Source organism: Pseudomonas sp. TWI628, assembly GCF_039673865.1.
In the GTDB taxonomy this organism is placed as follows: domain Bacteria; phylum Pseudomonadota; class Gammaproteobacteria; order Pseudomonadales; family Pseudomonadaceae; genus Aquipseudomonas.
In genome coordinates this window covers 181,407-197,940 of the sequence record NZ_JBDJMM010000002.1, presented here as the reverse complement: position 1 = coordinate 197,940, position 16,534 = coordinate 181,407, and the positions used below count along the sequence as shown (strand labels likewise).

At 63.7% G+C, this 16,534-nt stretch carries 18 protein-coding genes; 9 read left to right on the top strand and 9 right to left on the bottom strand.

The annotated features are described in order from the left end of the window. Positions 1-39 precede the first annotated feature (39 nt). Positions 40-591: an ATP-dependent Clp protease proteolytic subunit gene (locus ABE528_RS02480; protein WP_346652066.1), complete on the bottom strand. Its 552-nt coding sequence runs from the start codon at positions 589-591 to the stop codon at positions 40-42. A 22-nt stretch (positions 592-613) separates the two neighbouring features. Continuing rightward, the gene (locus ABE528_RS02475; protein ID WP_152957446.1) at positions 614-988 is read right to left on the bottom strand and encodes a low affinity iron permease family protein; all 375 of its coding nucleotides are present in this window, start codon (positions 986-988) and stop codon (positions 614-616) included. Between the two features lie 171 nt (positions 989-1,159). Here ABE528_RS02475 and ABE528_RS02470 point away from each other — a divergent pair, with 171 nt between their 5' ends. From ABE528_RS02470 to ABE528_RS02455, 4 genes are read left to right on the top strand one after another with little or no spacing between them, the layout of a single operon-like run. Next, positions 1,160-2,077, top strand: a complete 918-nt coding sequence (locus ABE528_RS02470) for a DUF72 domain-containing protein (protein WP_346652065.1) — start codon at positions 1,160-1,162, stop codon at positions 2,075-2,077. After that, the gene (locus ABE528_RS02465; RefSeq protein ID WP_346652064.1) at positions 2,074-2,859 is read left to right on the top strand and encodes an endonuclease/exonuclease/phosphatase family protein; all 786 of its coding nucleotides are present in this window, start codon (positions 2,074-2,076) and stop codon (positions 2,857-2,859) included. Before ABE528_RS02470 ends, ABE528_RS02465 begins: the two co-directional genes overlap by 4 nt. Next, entirely contained in the window at positions 2,856-4,058 is a 1,203-nt protein-coding gene (gene clsB / locus ABE528_RS02460) for a cardiolipin synthase ClsB (protein ID WP_346652063.1), read from the top strand. The genes ABE528_RS02465 and clsB overlap by 4 nt, the downstream gene beginning before the upstream one ends. Continuing rightward, on the top strand, positions 4,058-5,005 hold the full coding sequence (locus tag ABE528_RS02455; protein ID WP_346652062.1) for a lysylphosphatidylglycerol synthase domain-containing protein: 948 nt from the start codon (positions 4,058-4,060) through the stop codon (positions 5,003-5,005). The genes clsB and ABE528_RS02455 overlap by 1 nt, the downstream gene beginning before the upstream one ends. A gap of 109 nt (positions 5,006-5,114) precedes the next feature. Here ABE528_RS02455 and ABE528_RS02450 read toward each other — a convergent pair whose 3' ends face one another. Further along, positions 5,115-5,345, bottom strand: a complete 231-nt coding sequence (locus tag ABE528_RS02450; protein ID WP_152957450.1) for a metallothionein — start codon at positions 5,343-5,345, stop codon at positions 5,115-5,117. After that, positions 5,342-5,803 carry a phosphotransferase system, HPr-related protein gene (locus ABE528_RS02445; protein WP_152957451.1) on the bottom strand — a complete coding sequence of 154 codons (462 nt, stop codon included), beginning with the start codon at positions 5,801-5,803 and terminating at the stop codon, positions 5,342-5,344. The genes ABE528_RS02450 and ABE528_RS02445 overlap by 4 nt, the downstream gene beginning before the upstream one ends. A 128-nt stretch (positions 5,804-5,931) precedes the next feature. Between ABE528_RS02445 and ligD the strand changes: the two genes are divergently transcribed. The 5 genes from ligD to ABE528_RS02420 are packed head-to-tail and all read left to right on the top strand — an operon-like array spanning position 5,932 to position 11,477. Next, the gene (ligD, locus tag ABE528_RS02440) at positions 5,932-8,430 is read left to right on the top strand and encodes a DNA ligase D (protein WP_346652061.1); all 2,499 of its coding nucleotides are present in this window, start codon (positions 5,932-5,934) and stop codon (positions 8,428-8,430) included. Next, positions 8,427-9,470, top strand: coding sequence for an acyl-CoA dehydrogenase (locus tag ABE528_RS02435; protein ID WP_346652060.1), 1,044 nt, complete (start codon positions 8,427-8,429; stop codon positions 9,468-9,470). The genes ligD and ABE528_RS02435 overlap by 4 nt, the downstream gene beginning before the upstream one ends. Beyond that, positions 9,467-10,222 carry a PIG-L family deacetylase gene (locus tag ABE528_RS02430; protein ID WP_152957454.1) on the top strand — a complete coding sequence of 252 codons (756 nt, stop codon included), beginning with the start codon at positions 9,467-9,469 and terminating at the stop codon, positions 10,220-10,222. Before ABE528_RS02435 ends, ABE528_RS02430 begins: the two co-directional genes overlap by 4 nt. 11 nt (positions 10,223-10,233) lie before the next feature. Next, positions 10,234-10,833, top strand: coding sequence for a class I SAM-dependent methyltransferase (locus ABE528_RS02425; protein WP_152957455.1), 600 nt, complete (start codon positions 10,234-10,236; stop codon positions 10,831-10,833). Then, complete coding sequence (locus tag ABE528_RS02420; protein WP_346652059.1) at positions 10,830-11,477, top strand: glycosyltransferase; 648 nt, start codon at positions 10,830-10,832, stop codon at positions 11,475-11,477. Before ABE528_RS02425 ends, ABE528_RS02420 begins: the two co-directional genes overlap by 4 nt. A gap of 53 nt (positions 11,478-11,530) precedes the next feature. On the opposite strand, the gene ABE528_RS02415 is transcribed toward ABE528_RS02420, so the two are convergent. The 5 genes from ABE528_RS02415 to ABE528_RS02395 all read right to left on the bottom strand — a co-directional run bounded on the left by ABE528_RS02415 (position 11,531) and on the right by ABE528_RS02395 (position 16,527). Beyond that, positions 11,531-12,379, bottom strand: a complete 849-nt coding sequence (locus ABE528_RS02415; RefSeq protein WP_152957457.1) for a Ku protein — start codon at positions 12,377-12,379, stop codon at positions 11,531-11,533. A gap of 86 nt (positions 12,380-12,465) precedes the next feature. Next, positions 12,466-13,056 carry a nucleosidase gene (locus ABE528_RS02410; RefSeq protein ID WP_152957458.1) on the bottom strand — a complete coding sequence of 197 codons (591 nt, stop codon included), beginning with the start codon at positions 13,054-13,056 and terminating at the stop codon, positions 12,466-12,468. Between the two features lie 52 nt (positions 13,057-13,108). Beyond that, positions 13,109-14,230 carry a carboxylate-amine ligase gene (locus ABE528_RS02405; protein WP_152957459.1) on the bottom strand — a complete coding sequence of 374 codons (1,122 nt, stop codon included), beginning with the start codon at positions 14,228-14,230 and terminating at the stop codon, positions 13,109-13,111. 6 nt (positions 14,231-14,236) lie between these two features. After that, on the bottom strand, positions 14,237-15,190 hold the full coding sequence (locus ABE528_RS02400; protein ID WP_346652058.1) for a class I SAM-dependent methyltransferase: 954 nt from the start codon (positions 15,188-15,190) through the stop codon (positions 14,237-14,239). Continuing rightward, positions 15,190-16,527, bottom strand: a complete 1,338-nt coding sequence (locus ABE528_RS02395) for an iron-containing redox enzyme family protein (RefSeq protein WP_346652057.1) — start codon at positions 16,525-16,527, stop codon at positions 15,190-15,192. The genes ABE528_RS02400 and ABE528_RS02395 overlap by 1 nt, the downstream gene beginning before the upstream one ends. Between the last annotated feature and the right edge of the window lie 7 nt (positions 16,528-16,534).

The window sequence follows — 16,534 nt, the reverse complement described above, 5'->3', positions numbered from 1 at the left end:
CAAGACAATTGCTCAAGACAATTGCTCAAGTTTCGGCACTCAGGCGTGCACACTCCACTGGCTGGTTTCGGCTTCGATCGGCATTTCGTCGATGGCGTGGATCATCCCGCTGTCCAGCGCCTCCTTGGGCCCCAATATCCGTGGGTAGGCCATCAGGTAGCGCGGCACATCCAGCACTTCGCTGCTGCCCTCGGTACGTTCGGCGACGATCTGCGCATACAGGCGCAGGTCGTAATCCAGGCTCATGGCGTACTCAGCCATGCGCGAGTGATCCACCGAGCCATGCAATGTCCAGTGAAACGGGTGGAACAGGAACTTGCTGTAGCTGCACGCCGTGCGGTGCTCACCCGCCAGAAACAGGATGTTACCCATCGACTCGACGGTGCCGAGGTTGTGGGTGTGCACGCTGATCGGCAAGGCCCGCAGGAAGTTGTACAGGGTAAAGCCGTAGCTGCACTCGCCGCCCATGGTGGCAATGTTCAGCTGCAGCACGTCGGCACCCTGCTGCATGGCGCGCGAGCAGGTGTTGATCAGGTTGCCGCAAGTGGATGAATTGATCGGTCCGGTAAAGTGAATGATATGTCTGGCCATGCTTGCCTCCGGTTCTGGCAGGTCATTCCTTGGGGTTCTGCCCATCGTCGCCGCGCTCAGCCATCTGTTGGTATTGCTTGCGCAAGGCATGCAGTTCGGCCGGGTCCATGTGCTCCAGGTCGAGCAATGCCATGTGCGCCTTCTGGGTGGTGCGCAGCAATTCGTCGATCTTGATATGCAGTTCGTCGTTGTCGCGGTTCTGGGTGTTCTGAATCAGGAACACCATCAGGAAGGTGACGATGGTGGTCGAGGTATTGATCACCAGTTGCCAGGTGTCGTTGAAATCGAACAGCGGCCCGGAGATGCCCCAGACCAGAATCACCAGGAAAGCGACACCAAACGTCAGCGGTCGACCGGTCCAGTTGGCCAGCCCCTGACAGAAACGGTCGAATTTCATAGCGACGGACTCCTGTGCTGCATATCTGCTATGCGGTGGAATCGCTGAGGCCGGCAAAGTTCAACTCTGGGCGCCAAGGATGCCTTCGATCATCTGCGCTGAACCCTTGCCGCCCTGCCCCTGTCGCACATTCAGGTGACGTGCAATGGGGCAGGCTATGAGGAAAACAGCGTGAGCGATATCCGCATCGGTATTTCCGGCTGGCGCTATGGGCCGTGGCGCAAGGACTTCTACCCCAAGGGCCTGCGCCAGGGTAGCGAGCTGGCATTTGCTTCGCGGGCAGTGAACAGCATCGAGATCAATGGCTCGTTCTACAGCCTGCAAACCCCTGAGCGCTATGTGAACTGGCGTGACGAAACGCCGGAGGACTTCATTTTTGCGGTCAAGGGCCCGCGCTATATCACCCATGTGCGGCGGCTAAAGGAGGTCGAAGAGGCTATCGCCAATTTCTACGCTTCCGGCCCGCTACTGCTGGGGCACAAACTGGGGCCGTTCCTTTGGCAATTTCCGCCGAACATGAAGTTCGACGAAGAACGGTTCAGCCAGTTCTTCCAGTTGCTGCCCAAGGATCGCAAGGCTGCTCGTGCCTGTGCACAAGGCTGCGCCGAACGCCTCAAGGATAACGGTGGCACCGCCATCAAGGGCAATGCGCGCTTGCGTCATGCGGTGGAGATCCGCCATGAGAGTTTTCTCTGCGATACCTTCATCAAACTGCTGCGCAAGCACCGCGTCGCCTTGGTCGTGGCGGACAGCGCAGGCAAGTGGCCCTATGTCGAAGATGTGACCAGCGATTTCGTCTATATGCGCCTGCACGGTGATGTCGAGCTGTACAGCAGTGGCTATACCGCGCGTGCCCTGAAACGGTGGAAACAGCGCATTCAGGCCTGGGCCGCAGGCGGCCAGGTAGAGGATGCGCACCTGGTCGTGGCCAAGGCGCCGCCTCGGCGAGCGTCGCGCGATGTCTACTGTTACTTCGACAACGATCAGAAAGTTCATGCGCCCTACGATGCGCGGCGGCTGCTGGAAAAGCTCAAGCTGGATTACCACCTGCTCACCGAGCCGGGCGTGGAACCGGAGGTGCCGCTGTGAACAAGACCCTGCCCTTGCCGCGCTGCGTCATCGACAAGGTGACCGCCGTGCACCGGCTGAACGTGCTGACCATCAACGTGCACAAGGGTTTCACCCTGTTCAACCGGCGCTTCATCCTCCCCGAGTTGCGCGAAGCGGTGCGCGCCACCCATGCCGACCTGGTGTTTCTCCAGGAAGTCCACGGCAGCCATCAGCAGCACGCCGTGCGCCACCCGGCATGGCCGCAGACGCCGCAGTACGAATTTCTCGCCGACAGCATGTGGCCGCAATTCGCCTACGGCCGCAACGCGGTATACCCCGATGGTGACCACGGTAATGCCCTGCTGTCGAAGTTCCCGATCACACACCACGAAAACCTCGACGTGTCGATCCAGGGCAACGAACAGCGCGGCCTGCTGCATTGCCGCCTGGAGGTGCCAGGGCATGAGCAGGTGCACGCGATCTGCGTGCACCTTGGGCTGCGCGAAGCGCACCGGCAAAGCCAGGTGCAGCTGTTGCTGGAGCTGCTTGACCGCCTGCCGGCGCAGGCTCCGGTGATCATCGCCGGCGACTTCAATGACTGGCGGCTAAAGGCCGACGCTGTGCTCTCCGAGCGCCTGGTGGAGGCCTTTGGCGAACACTTCGGCAGCCCTGCACGCAGCTTCCCGGCTCGCCTGCCGTTACTGCGCCTGGACCGCATCTACCTGCGCAATGCCATGCCGACCAAGGCTCAGGTGCTGTCCATGTATCCCTGGTCGCATCTGTCCGACCATGCCCCACTGGCTGCGGAGATCACCCTGTGAACAGACCTTGGATCGATGGCAACCGTATCGAACTGTTGATCAATGGCGAGCAGTATTATCCCCGTGTCTTCGAGGCAATGGCGCAGGCACAGCAAGAGATCCTGCTGGAAACGTTCATCATCTTCGACGACAAGGTCGGCCAGCAATTACAGCGTGTGCTGATCGATGCCGCCCGGCGCGGCGTGCGGGTGGAGGTCGCAGTGGACGGCTACGGCACCGCCGACCTGCCCGACAGCTTCGTGGCGGCGCTGACCGATGCCGGTGTCAGCTTCCATGCCTTCGACCCGCAACCCAGGGTGGCCGGCATGCGCACCAACCTGTTCCGGCGCCTGCACCGCAAGATCGTCGTGATCGATGGTGAGCGGGCCTTCATCGGCGGGATCAACTACAGCGCCGACCACCTGGGCGATTTTGGCCCCATGGCCAAGCAGGACTATGCCGTGGAGGTGACCGGGCCGGTGGTGGCGCAGGTGCATGCCGCCAGCCGCAGGCTGATGGCGCCGGTGCTGGAGCCGCCCAGCGAGATCCGGCCCCAGACTGCACCGACAGGATCGAGTACGGCGGTGCTGGTGGAACGCGACAACCGCCTGCGCCGCACCGCTATCGAAGCCCATTACCTGCAAGCGCTGCGCACGGCACGCCAGCGGGTGGTCGTGGCCAATGCCTATTTCTTCCCGGGCTACCGCCTCATGCGTGAACTGCGCAACGCCGCGCGCCGGGGGGTCGAAGTCACGTTGATCCTTCAGGGCCAGCCGGACATGCGCTGGGTGCGCGCCTTGTCGCGCCTGCTCTACAACTACCTGCTGCGCGACGGAGTACGCATCCATGAATATTGCCAGCGGCCGCTGCACGGCAAAGTGGCGCTGGTCGATAACGAGTGGGCCACGGTCGGCTCCAGCAACCTCGACCCCCTGAGCCTGTCGTTCAACCTGGAAGCCAACCTGTTCATCCGCGACCCGGCATTCAACCAGCAATTGTACGAGCACCTGCAGGCCCTCGCAGACGAGCAATGCAAGCCGGTGACGCTGGAGCGGATGATCCGTGGCTACTGGTGGCGTGCACCGCTGATCTTCGTGTGTTTCCACGTCATCCGGCATTTTCCGCGGATCGCTGGCTGGTTTCCCGCCCACCGCCAGCGCCTGCGTTCGCTGCAGCCGGAAGTCGCAGCTGAGGGCGATCTGCATGAGGGCAACACCTGATGGCGCAGAAAACCTGGCAACTCTGGGGCAAGCGTTTGTTCACCGTGGCGTTCCTGATCCTGATACCGGTGCTGCTGTACTTTCTTGCGCGCAACCTTGACTGGAACGAGGTGCGCCAGTCACTGCTGGCCTACCAGCCGGGCACGCTGGCCATTGGCCTGGCCCTGGCACTGTGCAGCTACCTGCTCTTCGCCAGCTACGACCTGCTGGCCCGGGCGTACACCGGCCACCACCTGCCCGCCCGACAGGTGCTGCCGGTGGCCTTCGTGTGTTATGCCTTCAATCTCAACTTCACCACCTGGGTGGGTGGCGTGGCCTTGCGTTACCGCCTGTACAGCCGCCTGGGCCTGGATACGCCAACCATCACCCGCATCCTCACCCTGGGCCTGCTGACCAACTGGATGGGCTACATGCTGCTGGCTGGCAGCGTGTTCGCCCTGGGCCTGGTCAAGCTGCCGGCCAACTGGGCGGTGGGGGCCAGCGGTCTGCGGTTGATCGGCGTGTTGTTGCTGGCGATCGCAATCGGCTACCTGCTGGCGTGTGGCCTGGCAAAAAAGCGCACCTGGCGCTGGCGCGAGCACGAAGTCACCCTGCCCTCGCTGCGCCTGGCTCTGTGCCAGGTCACGTTGGGCGCAAGCAACTGGGCGATGATGGCCTTGCTGATTTACTGGCTGCTGCCGGGCGAGGCGTTCTACCCGTCAATCCTCGGCATCCTGTTGATCAGCTGTGTGGCCGGGGTGGTCGCCCATATACCGGCCGGCCTTGGCGTGCTCGAAACGGTGTTCCTCGCCCTGCTCCACGGGCAGCTTGGCCAAGGCACGCTGGTGGCGGCGCTGCTGGGTTACCGGACGTTGTATTACCTGGTACCGCTGGTGGTCGCCGTCCTCACTTACCTGATCCTGGAAAAGCGCGCCAAGGCCATGCGCCAACGCGATAAACCGGCCTGATCGGCCTGGGAGGTAGTCCTGCGCGTTGCTGCTGCAATGATGATGTTGCTCGGTAGCCTGGCCAGCGGCGAAGCCGGCCCTGCTCAAGGCACCTGGCAAACCCATTGATTCAAGGTGAGATCGGGTCACTGGCCGGGAAAGTCTCGTCCAGCGCATTGTCCACACTGCTCTCGTTCGGCTGGGTCGCTTGGCCGCACTTGCAATCGGCCGTGCGGCAAGGTTCGCCATTGCGATGCCCGCTGGCGCAAGCTTCGCAGCAATAGGCTTTGCCGCCCTGCTGCACGGCATTGGCATCGACGGTGCAGCTGCAATGGTTACAGGCACAACGTTGCTCGTTCATGGTGTTTCTCCCTCGTCATCCTCGATGACGTCATCGGTCCAAGGTTCGCCGTCCAGCGGTGCGGAGCGTGCAAGCTCGGCCTCGTCCAGGCCGATGCCACCGCCAATCTCGTCGGCATCCACGCGGCGCAGGGTCTGGTCCGCCGGCGCGCCGCTGCCGGGTTCATGGGGGTCGCGGGCGCCGGTTTCGTCCAGCAGCGTGTCCGGGCTGAGGTCATCGTAGGTAACGTTGTCCTCATGCAAGCTGTCGCTCAGCGCCTCGCCACCGGTCATTCCACTTTCGGCAACCCGGCGCGCCGGGAACTCCTGCGCAACCTCCGCGGCGGGCCGCTCATCGCCCACCCGGCCTTGGTGGTCGTCCTGGTCATTGAAGTCCAGTTCATGAACGCTGCCCATGCGGTCTTCGGTGGTGTCAATTTCGGTAGGTGTGTAGGGCTTGAGGTCATCGGGTCGGGTCATTTCCGTTCTCCATCGGTCCGGTACACACGGTCGACTCCGCCAAGCTGCGGATGATTCAGAGTTTTTTTGAACTACCGTGCGGGCGGCCTCCTCCCAATCTACAGACACTCAATCCCCTGGAGCCTGCCATGGCCAAGCCCCTTGCAGAATACGAGCGCAAGCGTGACTTCAACGCCTCGCCCGAGCCCAGCGGCCAGCGCAAGCGGGGCAAGCGCGCCCACGCCTTGCAGTTCTGCATCCAGAAACACGATGCCAGCCACCTGCACTACGACTTTCGCCTGGAACTGGATGGCACGCTGAAAAGCTGGGCAATACCCAAAGGCCCATCGCTTGACCCGAAGGTGCGGCGCCTGGCAGTTCATGTCGAAGACCATCCGCTGGACTATGCCGATTTCGAGGGGAATATCCCCGAGGGCCACTATGGTGCAGGCGATGTGATCGTCTGGGACCGCGGCATCTGGGAACCTGAAGGCGATGCGCACCAGGCCTACGCCAAGGGGAAGTTGCGTTTTCGCCTGCAGGGCGAAAAGCTCAACGGTGTGTGGAACCTGTTCCGCACCCACCTGGCCGGCAAGCAGGAGCAATGGATGCTGGTCAAGTCGCACGATGGCGAGGCGCGCAGCGAAGCTGAGTACAGCATCGTCGAGGCCCAGCCGGACAGCGTACTCAGCGACCGTACCTTGGTGCCTCGGCGCGCAGCCAACACCCCGCGCTCAGCAGCCCATACCAGCCGCAAGAAGGCCAACCGCGCCGTCAAGGCCGCGTTGCCTGAACACCTGCAACCGCAACTCGCCACCTTGGTCGACTCGCCCCCCGGCGGCGACTGGCGTTATGAAGTGAAATTCGACGGTTATCGCATCCTCGCCCGCATCGAAGGTGACGATATCCGCCTGTTCACGCGCAATGGCCACGACTGGAGCGCCAAGATGCCCCGGCAAGTTGCCGCACTGCGTGCGCTGGGTGTGGATTCGGCCTGGCTCGATGGCGAGATGGTGGTCAATGACGAGAGTGGCAAGGCTGATTTCCAGGCCTTGCAGAACGCCTTCGACACCGATCACGACGAACAGATCAGCTACTACCTGTTCGACTTGCCGTACCTCGGCGCCCAGGATCTGCGCCAGGTGCCGCTGCAGGAGCGCCGCGAGGCCTTGCGCACGTTGCTCGAACACAATGAATCGGATGTGTTGAGGTATTCCGAAGATTTCGACGAGCCGGTCGACTCGCTGCTGGACAGCGCCTGCCGCCTGGAACTTGAAGGCCTGATCGGCAAACGGGCCGACAGCCCCTACGTCGGCCGGCGCAGCGCCGACTGGGTAAAACTCAAGTGCAAGCAACGCCAGGAATTCGTGATCGTCGGTTTCACCGACCCTAAAGGCAGCCGCAGCGGCTTTGGCGCCCTGCTGCTGGCCCTGCACGATAATGACAGCGGCGAGTTGCGTTACGCCGGCAAGGTTGGCACCGGCTTCAGTGCCACCACACTGAACACCATCCACGCCCGCCTCAAACCCCTGGAAATTGCCAAGCCCGCCCTATCCAGGCCGCCAACCGGCGCTGAAGCCCGTGGCGTGCACTGGCTCAAGCCGCAGTTGCTGGCCGAGGTTGCCTATGCCCAGATGACCCGCGATGGCGTGGTGCGCCACTCGGTGTTCCACGGGCTGCGCGACGACAAGCCGGCCACCACCATCGACCTGGAGCGTGCCATGCCCGGCAAATCTGCGTCCAAACGCAAGCAAACCGACCTGCCAGGCGACCTCGGCGAGCTGCGCCTGAGCCACCCCGAGCGGGTGATCGACGCCACCATCGGCGCCACCAAGCGGCAGATCGCCGAGTACTATGCCGAAGTCAGCCAGTGGATACTGCCGCAGCTCAAGGACCGCCCCGTAGCCCTGGTGCGTGCACCGGAAGGCCTGGCTGGCGAGCTGTTCTTCCAGAAGAACGCCGGGCAATTGCACCTTCCCCATGTGCTCAGTTACGACAAAGCCGAAGCCGGTCAGGCCGCAATGGTCATCAACCGCCCCGATACGCTGCTGGGCGCCGTGCAGATGAACATGCTGGAGCTGCACACCTGGAATGCCACCGACAAGGACTTCGACAAGCCCGACCGCTTCGTCCTCGACCTCGACCCCGACCCCGCGCTGCCGTGGAAGGCCATGCTCGAAGCGACCCAGCTTGCCCTTACCCTGCTCGACGAACTGGGCCTGAAGGTGTTCCTCAAGACCAGTGGCGGCAAAGGCATTCACCTGGTGGTGCCCCTGACCCGTCGTGCCGGTTGGGATGACGTCAAAGACTTCAGTCACGCTATTGTCGACTACCTGGCCAGGCTGTTCCCCGACCGCCTCAGCGCCGTCTCAGGCCCGAAGAACCGGGTCGGCAAGATTTTCATCGATTACCTGCGCAACGGCAAAGGCGCCACCACGGTAAGCGCCTATTCCCTGCGCGCCCGCGAAGGCCTGCCGGTGTCGGTGCCGATCTGGCGTGAAGAACTGGCCCAGCTCAAGGGCGCCAATCAATGGCATATCGGCAACCTGCATGAACGCCTGGCTGAAGTCGACGACCCTTGGGCCGACATTGCCAAAGTCCGCCAATCGATCACCGCAGGCATGCGCAAGCAAATGGGGATGGCATGAGCATCATCCAGGATTTCGACCTCAACAACCTCGACCGGCTGTTGCGCACCTTCGGTGAGCGGCCGCAACCCCTGAACCTGGACACCCAGCTGCCGCAACTGATCCAGGCACTCAAGGCCGACCACCTGGACCTGCTGCCACTGCCTGGGCAAGGCAACACCCTGCGCCGCTGGCAGACCCTGGCGCGGGTGGCCGGCTGCGACCTGGCGCTGGCCAAGCTCTACGAAGGCCATACCGACGCACTCGCGATACTCGCTGAGTGTGGCGCGGCGCATCGGGTGGCAGAAGGCACCTGGGGCGTCTGGGCAGCGGAACACCCAGACGCTCGGGCGCGCATTGTCGCGCGCGATGGTGACCAGGTGCTGTTGACCGGTCGCAAGGCCTGGTGCTCGGGTGCGCTGCAGATCGACCGGGCGTTGATTACCGCCTGGGCCGATGACGACCAGCCACAACTGGTGGCGATCGAGTTGGCACAGCCGAGCCAAGGCTTGAGTATCGACCGCTGGCAGGCCGTGGGCATGGCAACCACCGCGAGCATCGAGGTGACGTTCGCCAACACCGTCGGCATCGCCATCGGCCAGCCCGGGCAGTATCTGTCGCGCCCTGGCTTCTGGCATGGCGGCGCAGGCATTGCCGCCTGTTGGTACGGCGCCGCCGAAGCATTGGCCGACTACTTGCGGGCGCATTGTCGCAAGCCCCGCCCCGACGCCCATGCCGATGCCCACCTCGGTGCGGTGGACGCGGCCCTGTTCGGCGCTCGCGCGGCGCTGCGCGAATGCGCCGCCTGGATAGACCGACAGCCCGACGCCGACGCCAGTTTCGAGGTGCGGCGCACTCGCGCTCAGGTCGAACACGCGGTCGAGCAGGTGATCAACCACGTAGGCCGTGCGCTGGGGGCTACACCGTTCTGCCGCAACAGCCATTTCGCCAGGCTCAGCGCTGACCTGCCGGTATTTCTTCGCCAGAGCCACGCCGAACGCGACTTGGCCGCACTGGGTGAGCAACTGGCACAAGTACCTGCAGGAGCCTGGAAGCTATGAATGCGAACCTGATCCAGTCCAGCGAAGGCACCCCATGGGCCGAGTGGCAACAGGCCGCGCGCCTGGCGCGCGCCACCTGGATAAGCCCCCAGCAACTGTGCCCACCCGGGCGTCGCCTGGTGCTGATCGCACCGCATCCGGACGATGAAATCCTCATGGCCGGTGGGTTGCTGACGCACTTTCGCGGTCGCGAAGACGACTTGCTGCTGATTGCCGCCACTGACGGCGAAGGTAGCCATCCCAGTTCCGAATACTGGACCGAGCATCGCCTGCGTCGGCAGCGCCCGCTGGAAAGCCGCCAAGCCCTGCAGCAGCTCGACCTGGACCTCAACCGCCTGAACTGGCGCAGGCTGAACCTGAAAGACGGCGGCTTGCCTCGCGAGGAAGCCTTCCTGGTCAATCACCTGACCCAGGCGCTGCGATCCGATGATGTGCTGATGGCCACCTGGCGCGACGACGGTCACTGCGACCATGAGGCCGTTGGCAGGGCGGCGGCCCAGGCCGCCCTGGCGCGCAAGGCGCAGTTGGTTGAGGTGCCGGTATGGGCCTGGCACTGGGCGCAGCCGGACGACCCGCGCCTGCCCTGGCCCCGTGCCCACCGCATCGAGCTCGACGAGGCCGCCCTGGCGCGCAAGCGCAAGGCCCTGGCCGCGCATGTCAGCCAATTGCAACCCGACGGCCCACGCCCGCCTGTGCTGCCAGCCAGGCTACTGGACTGCCTGCTGCAACCTTTCGAACTGGTATTTCTGTAGATGGAGTCGTCATGAGCCTCGATGCGCAGTATTTCGCCGATTTGTATGCCAGCAATGAAGACCCGTGGGCGTTTCGTACCCGCTGGTATGAAAAACGCAAACGTGAACTGGTCATGGCCAGCCTGCCGCGCCAATGCTACCAGCGGGTATTCGAACCCGCCTGCGCCAATGGCGAACTGAGTGCCTTGCTGGCCGAGCGCTGCGCCGAACTGTTGTGTCAGGACCTGGACCCAACGGCAGTGGCGCTTGCCCGAGAGCGCTTGGCCGATGTGCCGAATGCATCGATTGAACTGGCCAGGTTGCCAGGTGACTGGCCGGGGGGGCGCTTCGACCTGATCGTGCTCAGCGAAGTGGGCTATTACCTCGATCCCACCGATTGGTTGCAGGTCATTGAGCAGTCGGTCGCCAGCCTGACCTATGACGGCGGCCTGCTGGCCTGCCACTGGAAGCATCCGATCGCCGGCTGCCCGCAGGATGGCCGCGAGGTGCACCAGTTGCTGTCCAAGCACCTGCCACTGTTCGCGGTCTACCGGCACGAGGAGGCCGACTTCGTGCTCGAGTACTGGTCATGTCAGCCCAGTGTGGTCGACCTGGATGAGACCTGCACATGATCGGTGTGGTGATCCCCGCGCACAATGAAGCACGCCGCCTCGGGCGCTGCTTGAAAGCCATGGCCGCAGCGGTGGCCGTGGCGAAGCAGGCAGGCCACGGTGTGAACGTGCTGGTGGTTCTCGATCGCTGTGTCGATGGCAGCGCCAAGGTGGCCGCTCGGTATGATGTCGACGTGCTCGCAGTCGAGGCTGGAAGCGTTGGCATGGCGCGCCGCCTGGGGGCCGAATGGATGCTGCAGCGCGGTGCAAGCTGGCTGGCCTGCACCGACGCCGACAGCCAGGTGCCTGTGCATTGGCTGCTGTCACAACTGGCCTGCACGGCTGAGGTGGTGTGCGGCACAGTGCATGTCGCCCGCTGGCAAAACTGGCAACGGGCGGCGCTGCGCAAGCTGTATCTCAGCCGGTATGAGGCGCGAGAGGGCCATCGGCATATCCATGGGGCCAACCTGGGGGTGTGTGCCCGCGCCTATGAGCGGGTTGGCGGGTTTCAACCGCTGGCGGCGCATGAGGATGTGCAGCTGGTGCGTGATCTTGAGGCGGACGGGGCACAGATCGTCTGGACCGCCAGGCACAGCGTGGCCACCAGTAGCCGCATCGATAGCCGGGCCCGGGAGGGGTTTGGGGATTACCTGGCGAGTCTTTAGCTGCCTGTTCCGGCCTTATCGCAGTTTTATCCGCGATAAGGCCGGAACAGGCATCACGATGCCTTGCGGGAGCGCTTGGCCGGTTTCTTTTCGGGCGCCGCTTTGCGCGATGCCTTGCCACCCAGGCTGCGCTTGAGCAGCTCGGTAAGGTCGATGATATCGGCCCCCTTCTCTGCAGCCCCACCCTCGCCCTTGTCCACCACGGCGATCTTACCTTTGCTGGCCTTCTCTTCCACCAGGTCCATGATGGTCTGGCGAAACGCATCGTGGTACTCATCGGGCGCCCACGCCCCGCTCATGTCTTCGACCAGCCGCTTGGCCATGTCCAGTTCGCGCTTGTCGGGTTTACTGTCGGTCACGCTCTTGTCCAGCTCCAGGCTGTCTAGCCCGCGCACCTCGTCCGGCCAGCGCAGGGTAATCATCACCAGCGCATCGTCCAGCGGGCGCAACAGCGCCAAGTGCTGGCGGGTATGCAGCACCACCGTGGCCAGCGCCACCTTGCCGGTACTTGCCAAGGTTTCGCGCAGCAGCGCATAGACCTTGCCGCCGCGCTTGTCGGGGCTCAGGTAATACGGCGTGTCGAACTGCTGCAAGGGAATTTCTGCAGCTTCCACGAACGAGAAAATGTCGATGGTCTGCGTGGCTTCGGGGCGGGCCTTGCGGATCTCTTCTTCACTGATCACCACGTAGCGGCCCTTCTCGTACTCCACGCCCTTGACGATGTTGTCCTTGTCGATGTCCTTGCCGGTGACCTTGTTGATCCGTTTGTAGCCCACCGGCTCCATGCTGCGCTTGTCGAGCCAGTCGAAGTCGACCCGCTCGGTGCGCACCGCGGTGTTGAGCGACACCGGTATATGCACCAGTCCGAAACTGATCGCGCCTTTCCAGATAGCCCTGGCCATTGGCAACACCTCCCAGGCTCAAGATGAGCCTCATACCTGAAGTGACTGCCTGACGCGGTAAAGGTTTATTCGCGTTGCCCTGATGGTCAGCCGGCCTGGGTGAACAACACCCGCTTGAACGCCTCGGCCGCCAAATGCACCTGCACCGCCCAATCGTCCGCCGCATCGCTGCCGGCGTCATCGGAGATGTACTTCAGGCACACGAACGGAATGCCTTCATCGCGCGCGATCAGCGCGAACACGTAGGCTTCCATGTCGACCACATCGTAAGGGGCGTCGCCATGGTTGATTTCGAAGCTGTCGCCACTGCCGCAGGTTTCCACTGGCAGGCCGGGGATCGTCTGGCCATGTTCCAGCAGCACCGGAATGTTCGACAGCGGCGTCTGGTAACGGGCGAAGCCCAGCGCAGTCACGTCCATGTCGCGTTGCACGAAGCGCGTGCAGCACACCACCTCGCCCTTGCCATGGCGCTGGCTGCCGGCCGAGCCGAGGTTGACGATCAGCTTCGGACGGCGTTGCTGGATCGCTTTGGTCAGGGCGATGGCGGCATTGACCTTGCCGATGCCGGTGAACACGGTGTTCACCTCGGCAAAGACATCACCCGCTTCAGCCTCCAGGGCGAAAACGAACAGGGTGTCGGCGAGGGAAATGTCGGGGAACTGCTTGTTCAGCATCATGGTGCGGTGGGTCCGAATGGCTGGCGAGGGGCGCAGCCATTGTCGGCATTCGTTAGCTGAATGCAAGCCCAGCCGCGACCACCTGCCTGACCACGGCCTGGCAGGCCTGCGCAGCGCTGGCGCCATTGGCCAAGGCGCACTGCAGGGCCGCCAGCTGGCGGTCGGCGCTGGTGCCCTGCTGCAGGATCAGCCGGGCATGTTGGTAAGCGCGCTCGGCGTCCACCGTATCCGGCTCGAACTGCGCCTGCAACTGGCCCAGCCAGGCCAGCGCGGTGACCGGTTGCTGCTCATGCACACCAATGAATTCGGCAAAGCGTCCATGGCGCATCGCGCGCCAGTAGTTTTCCTGGGTGATCCAGCGCAGTTCGCGGCTGAGCGCAGGCGCAGCGCGGTGCCTCGCCACGTTTTGCTCCACCAGATGGCGGAACAGCGCCGCCAGGCACAGTGCATCTTCAAGCGCCGGGCAGGCATCACAGATGCGCAGTTCCACCGTGGGGTAGCGCCTGGACGGCCGGATCGCCCACCAGAAATCACCGTCCTTGGCCAGTGCGCCCGTGCGTTGCAGCAACGCGCGGTAGCGTTCATAGGCGCCCCAGTCGAGCAAGGGCTCGGGCAGGCCCATATGGGGCCACTCCCCGCACATCACGCGCCGATAGCTCATGTAGCCGGTCCTCTGCCCAGCCCACAAGGGGGACGACGTGCTCAGCACCAGCAGCAAGGGCAGCCAGTACACCAGGTTATTGATCAGTTGCATGCGATCACAACCTGGCGGCACACCCACATGCACATGCAGGCCGTTGAGCAGGCTGCGCCGCGCTACCTGCTGGTAGTCGTCGAACAGCTGCCGGTAATGCGCAGTGGCCCTGGGCTGCTGCCGCTGCCAGGGCGCATTGGGGTGGCTGGCCGCGCAGTAAAGGCCCACACCCTCCTCGGCCAGGCTGGCACTCAGGCGCTGACGATGATCCTGGAAGAAGCCCCGTGCCTCATGCAGGTTGCCGAACACCGGCGAGGCGACTTCGATCTGGCTGCGGAACATCTCTTCGGCAAAGTACTCGCCAGCCACCTCACGGCAACGCCTGGCCACACGCTGTGACGGCGAGGTCAGCAGGCGGCCGCTGGCAAGGTCCAGCAACAGGTATTCTTCCTCGATGCCGAACGTGCAGGGCCGGTGCATGCGGGGTCAGCTACTGCGGTTTACGGTAAGCGCCACCGCAGCGATGCGCTCGACCCGTTCATAGCCCGGCTCGAGCAATTGCTCGCCAAACACGTCCGGGTCGATTTCCCGATAGACCCACGCCCACTTCGGGCCGGCCAGGCGCAGGCGGATGGCTTCGAGCAAGCCATCGCGGCCTTCGACGATGGCCACGCCGGTATACAGCAGCAACGTCCCCCCGGGGCTCAGGCGCTCCAGGGCCTGTTCGACGATGCGCAGCGACAGGTCCGCGCCCAGTGCCCCGCCGCCATGACGATAGGTGCGCTGGCCAGTGTCGAGCATGTACGGCGGGTTGGCGACGATGAGGTCGAAATAGCCGCTGATGCCCTCGAGCAGGTCGCTCGCTTCGACCGTCACATTACTGATGCCGGCCAAGGCTGCATTGATCGCCGTGTAGCGCAGGGCCAGCGGATTGATATCGACGGCACTCACCTGGGCCTGTTGCGCCGCCCGTGCGATTACCAGTGCGCCCACGCCGCTGCCACAGCCGATATCGACGGCGTGCTGCACGCGGTTCGGGCAGCGCTGCAGGTGGTCATGGATGACGTGGGCGAAGCGATAACTGTCAGGGCCAAAGAACACCGCATCACTGGCGTCGGTCGGATAGGCTGAGTGCACCAGCAGCAAGTCATCCAGGCTCGACCAGCGCACGCGGCTGCGCAGCCAGCTGCCTTCCTCGTTCAGCACCTGTGCGGCACGCATCTGCTGCAGTTCGTCGGCCGAGAGCAGCGAGGGCGGGAATGCCCGGCTCCAGCCAAACACATCGCGCAGGGTGCTGGCATGCTCAGCCCCCTCGCGGGCGTTGTTGATCGCCTGGGTTGCCGGCGTCACGCAGGTAAATCGGTAGCCGTCGGCACGCAAGCGACGGCCGAGCTGCAACAAAGCCTCGTCGGCCTCAACCTGTCGGGAATCGAGCATCATCAATGTGGGCCCTCCTGGGCCAGGCCGGTGGCACGAATGTAGGCGCGAGTGGCGCGCAGGCCCTGTGGCTGGGCATGCTGGTTGCCGGCCATGCGAGCGATCAGGCTGTCGATGCTCTCGCTGCCACCGTCCAGCCCGTCGCTGCCCGGTAATGCCTGCACATCCGGCATCCAGCTGCCGGGCAGCACCCGGCGCAGCGGGGCCTGCCAGTCAGCCGCGATCCAGTCGTGCCACAGCTGCTTTTCATAGGCGCTGAACACACCAAACATGGGCGCACTCGGGCCGTCGATCAGCGACCACCAGCGACTCTGCGTTGGGTTCTGTCCACGCTTGATCCACCCTTGCGCCTGCAATGCCTGGAGAAAGCCCGGCAAGGCGCCGGGTTCGGCCAGCCATTGGTTCACCGTGCGTTGTTGCAGACGGCAGCGGTCGGCATGCATGAACTGGCCGAAGCGGCGCTTGCGCTCCAGGGCCGCAAGCAATTCGCCCTCCAGGTTGAAACGGCTGATCAGGCTGGGCGTATCGGTGCCCAGGTCATTCAGCCGATAGCCGTGACGCACCCTGCGATAGAACACCTCGGGGTCGCCCTGCGGACAGAGTTGCTGCACTGCCCGGATAGACTTCTGGGCGTGACCGCTGGCGGCATTGTCGATCGTTACATGCAATTGAAAATAGTGACCGTCTATGCCCAGTTCAGCCAGTTCGTGGGTGGTGATCAGCAAGTGCAGCGGGGGCTGTTCATAGCCCAGGTTGTAACCGATCACCTCCGCAAGGAAGCTTTCGCCGTAATGGCCCAACGCGAGCTGCAAGGCGCCTTGCAGGTACTGTTGATCGTCCAGTGGGAGCGGTTCCAGGCAACCCAGGCGGCTGATCAGGCGCTGGTAAATGAGCACATGATTGCTTCGCGGGTCGCCATCGCCCAGTTCTTCGAGATACGTGCGAATCAGGCCGTGATAACGGGGGTCTTGCCAGTGATGCAGGGTCGCGTGCAACCAGGCACCGTCGACAGCCTTGGTCGGCGCCACTTGCTGCAAGAACCAGAGCGCCTGGGAGCGATTAGCAAAATAGCGGCGCGGAGCACCTTGCTGGCGTTGCTCCAGGTAGCACGCATGGTCACGGGCAACCCGCGCCGCATGGCGGGCGCTCCAGGCATCGAGTTCGCTCGGCGTATCGGGCAGGTCGTCAGCAGCAGTGCTGACCTCGGCCAGGCGCGCTGCCAGCCATTGACGGCTATCTGCGTCGTCGCCTGACAGAAGCCCCTGATAGCGCCTGGCAAGGCTGGTGTCATCGGCCAGGGCCGGGATCGATGCTGCGGTGTTGCAGGTCATCACGGTCATGCCGTAT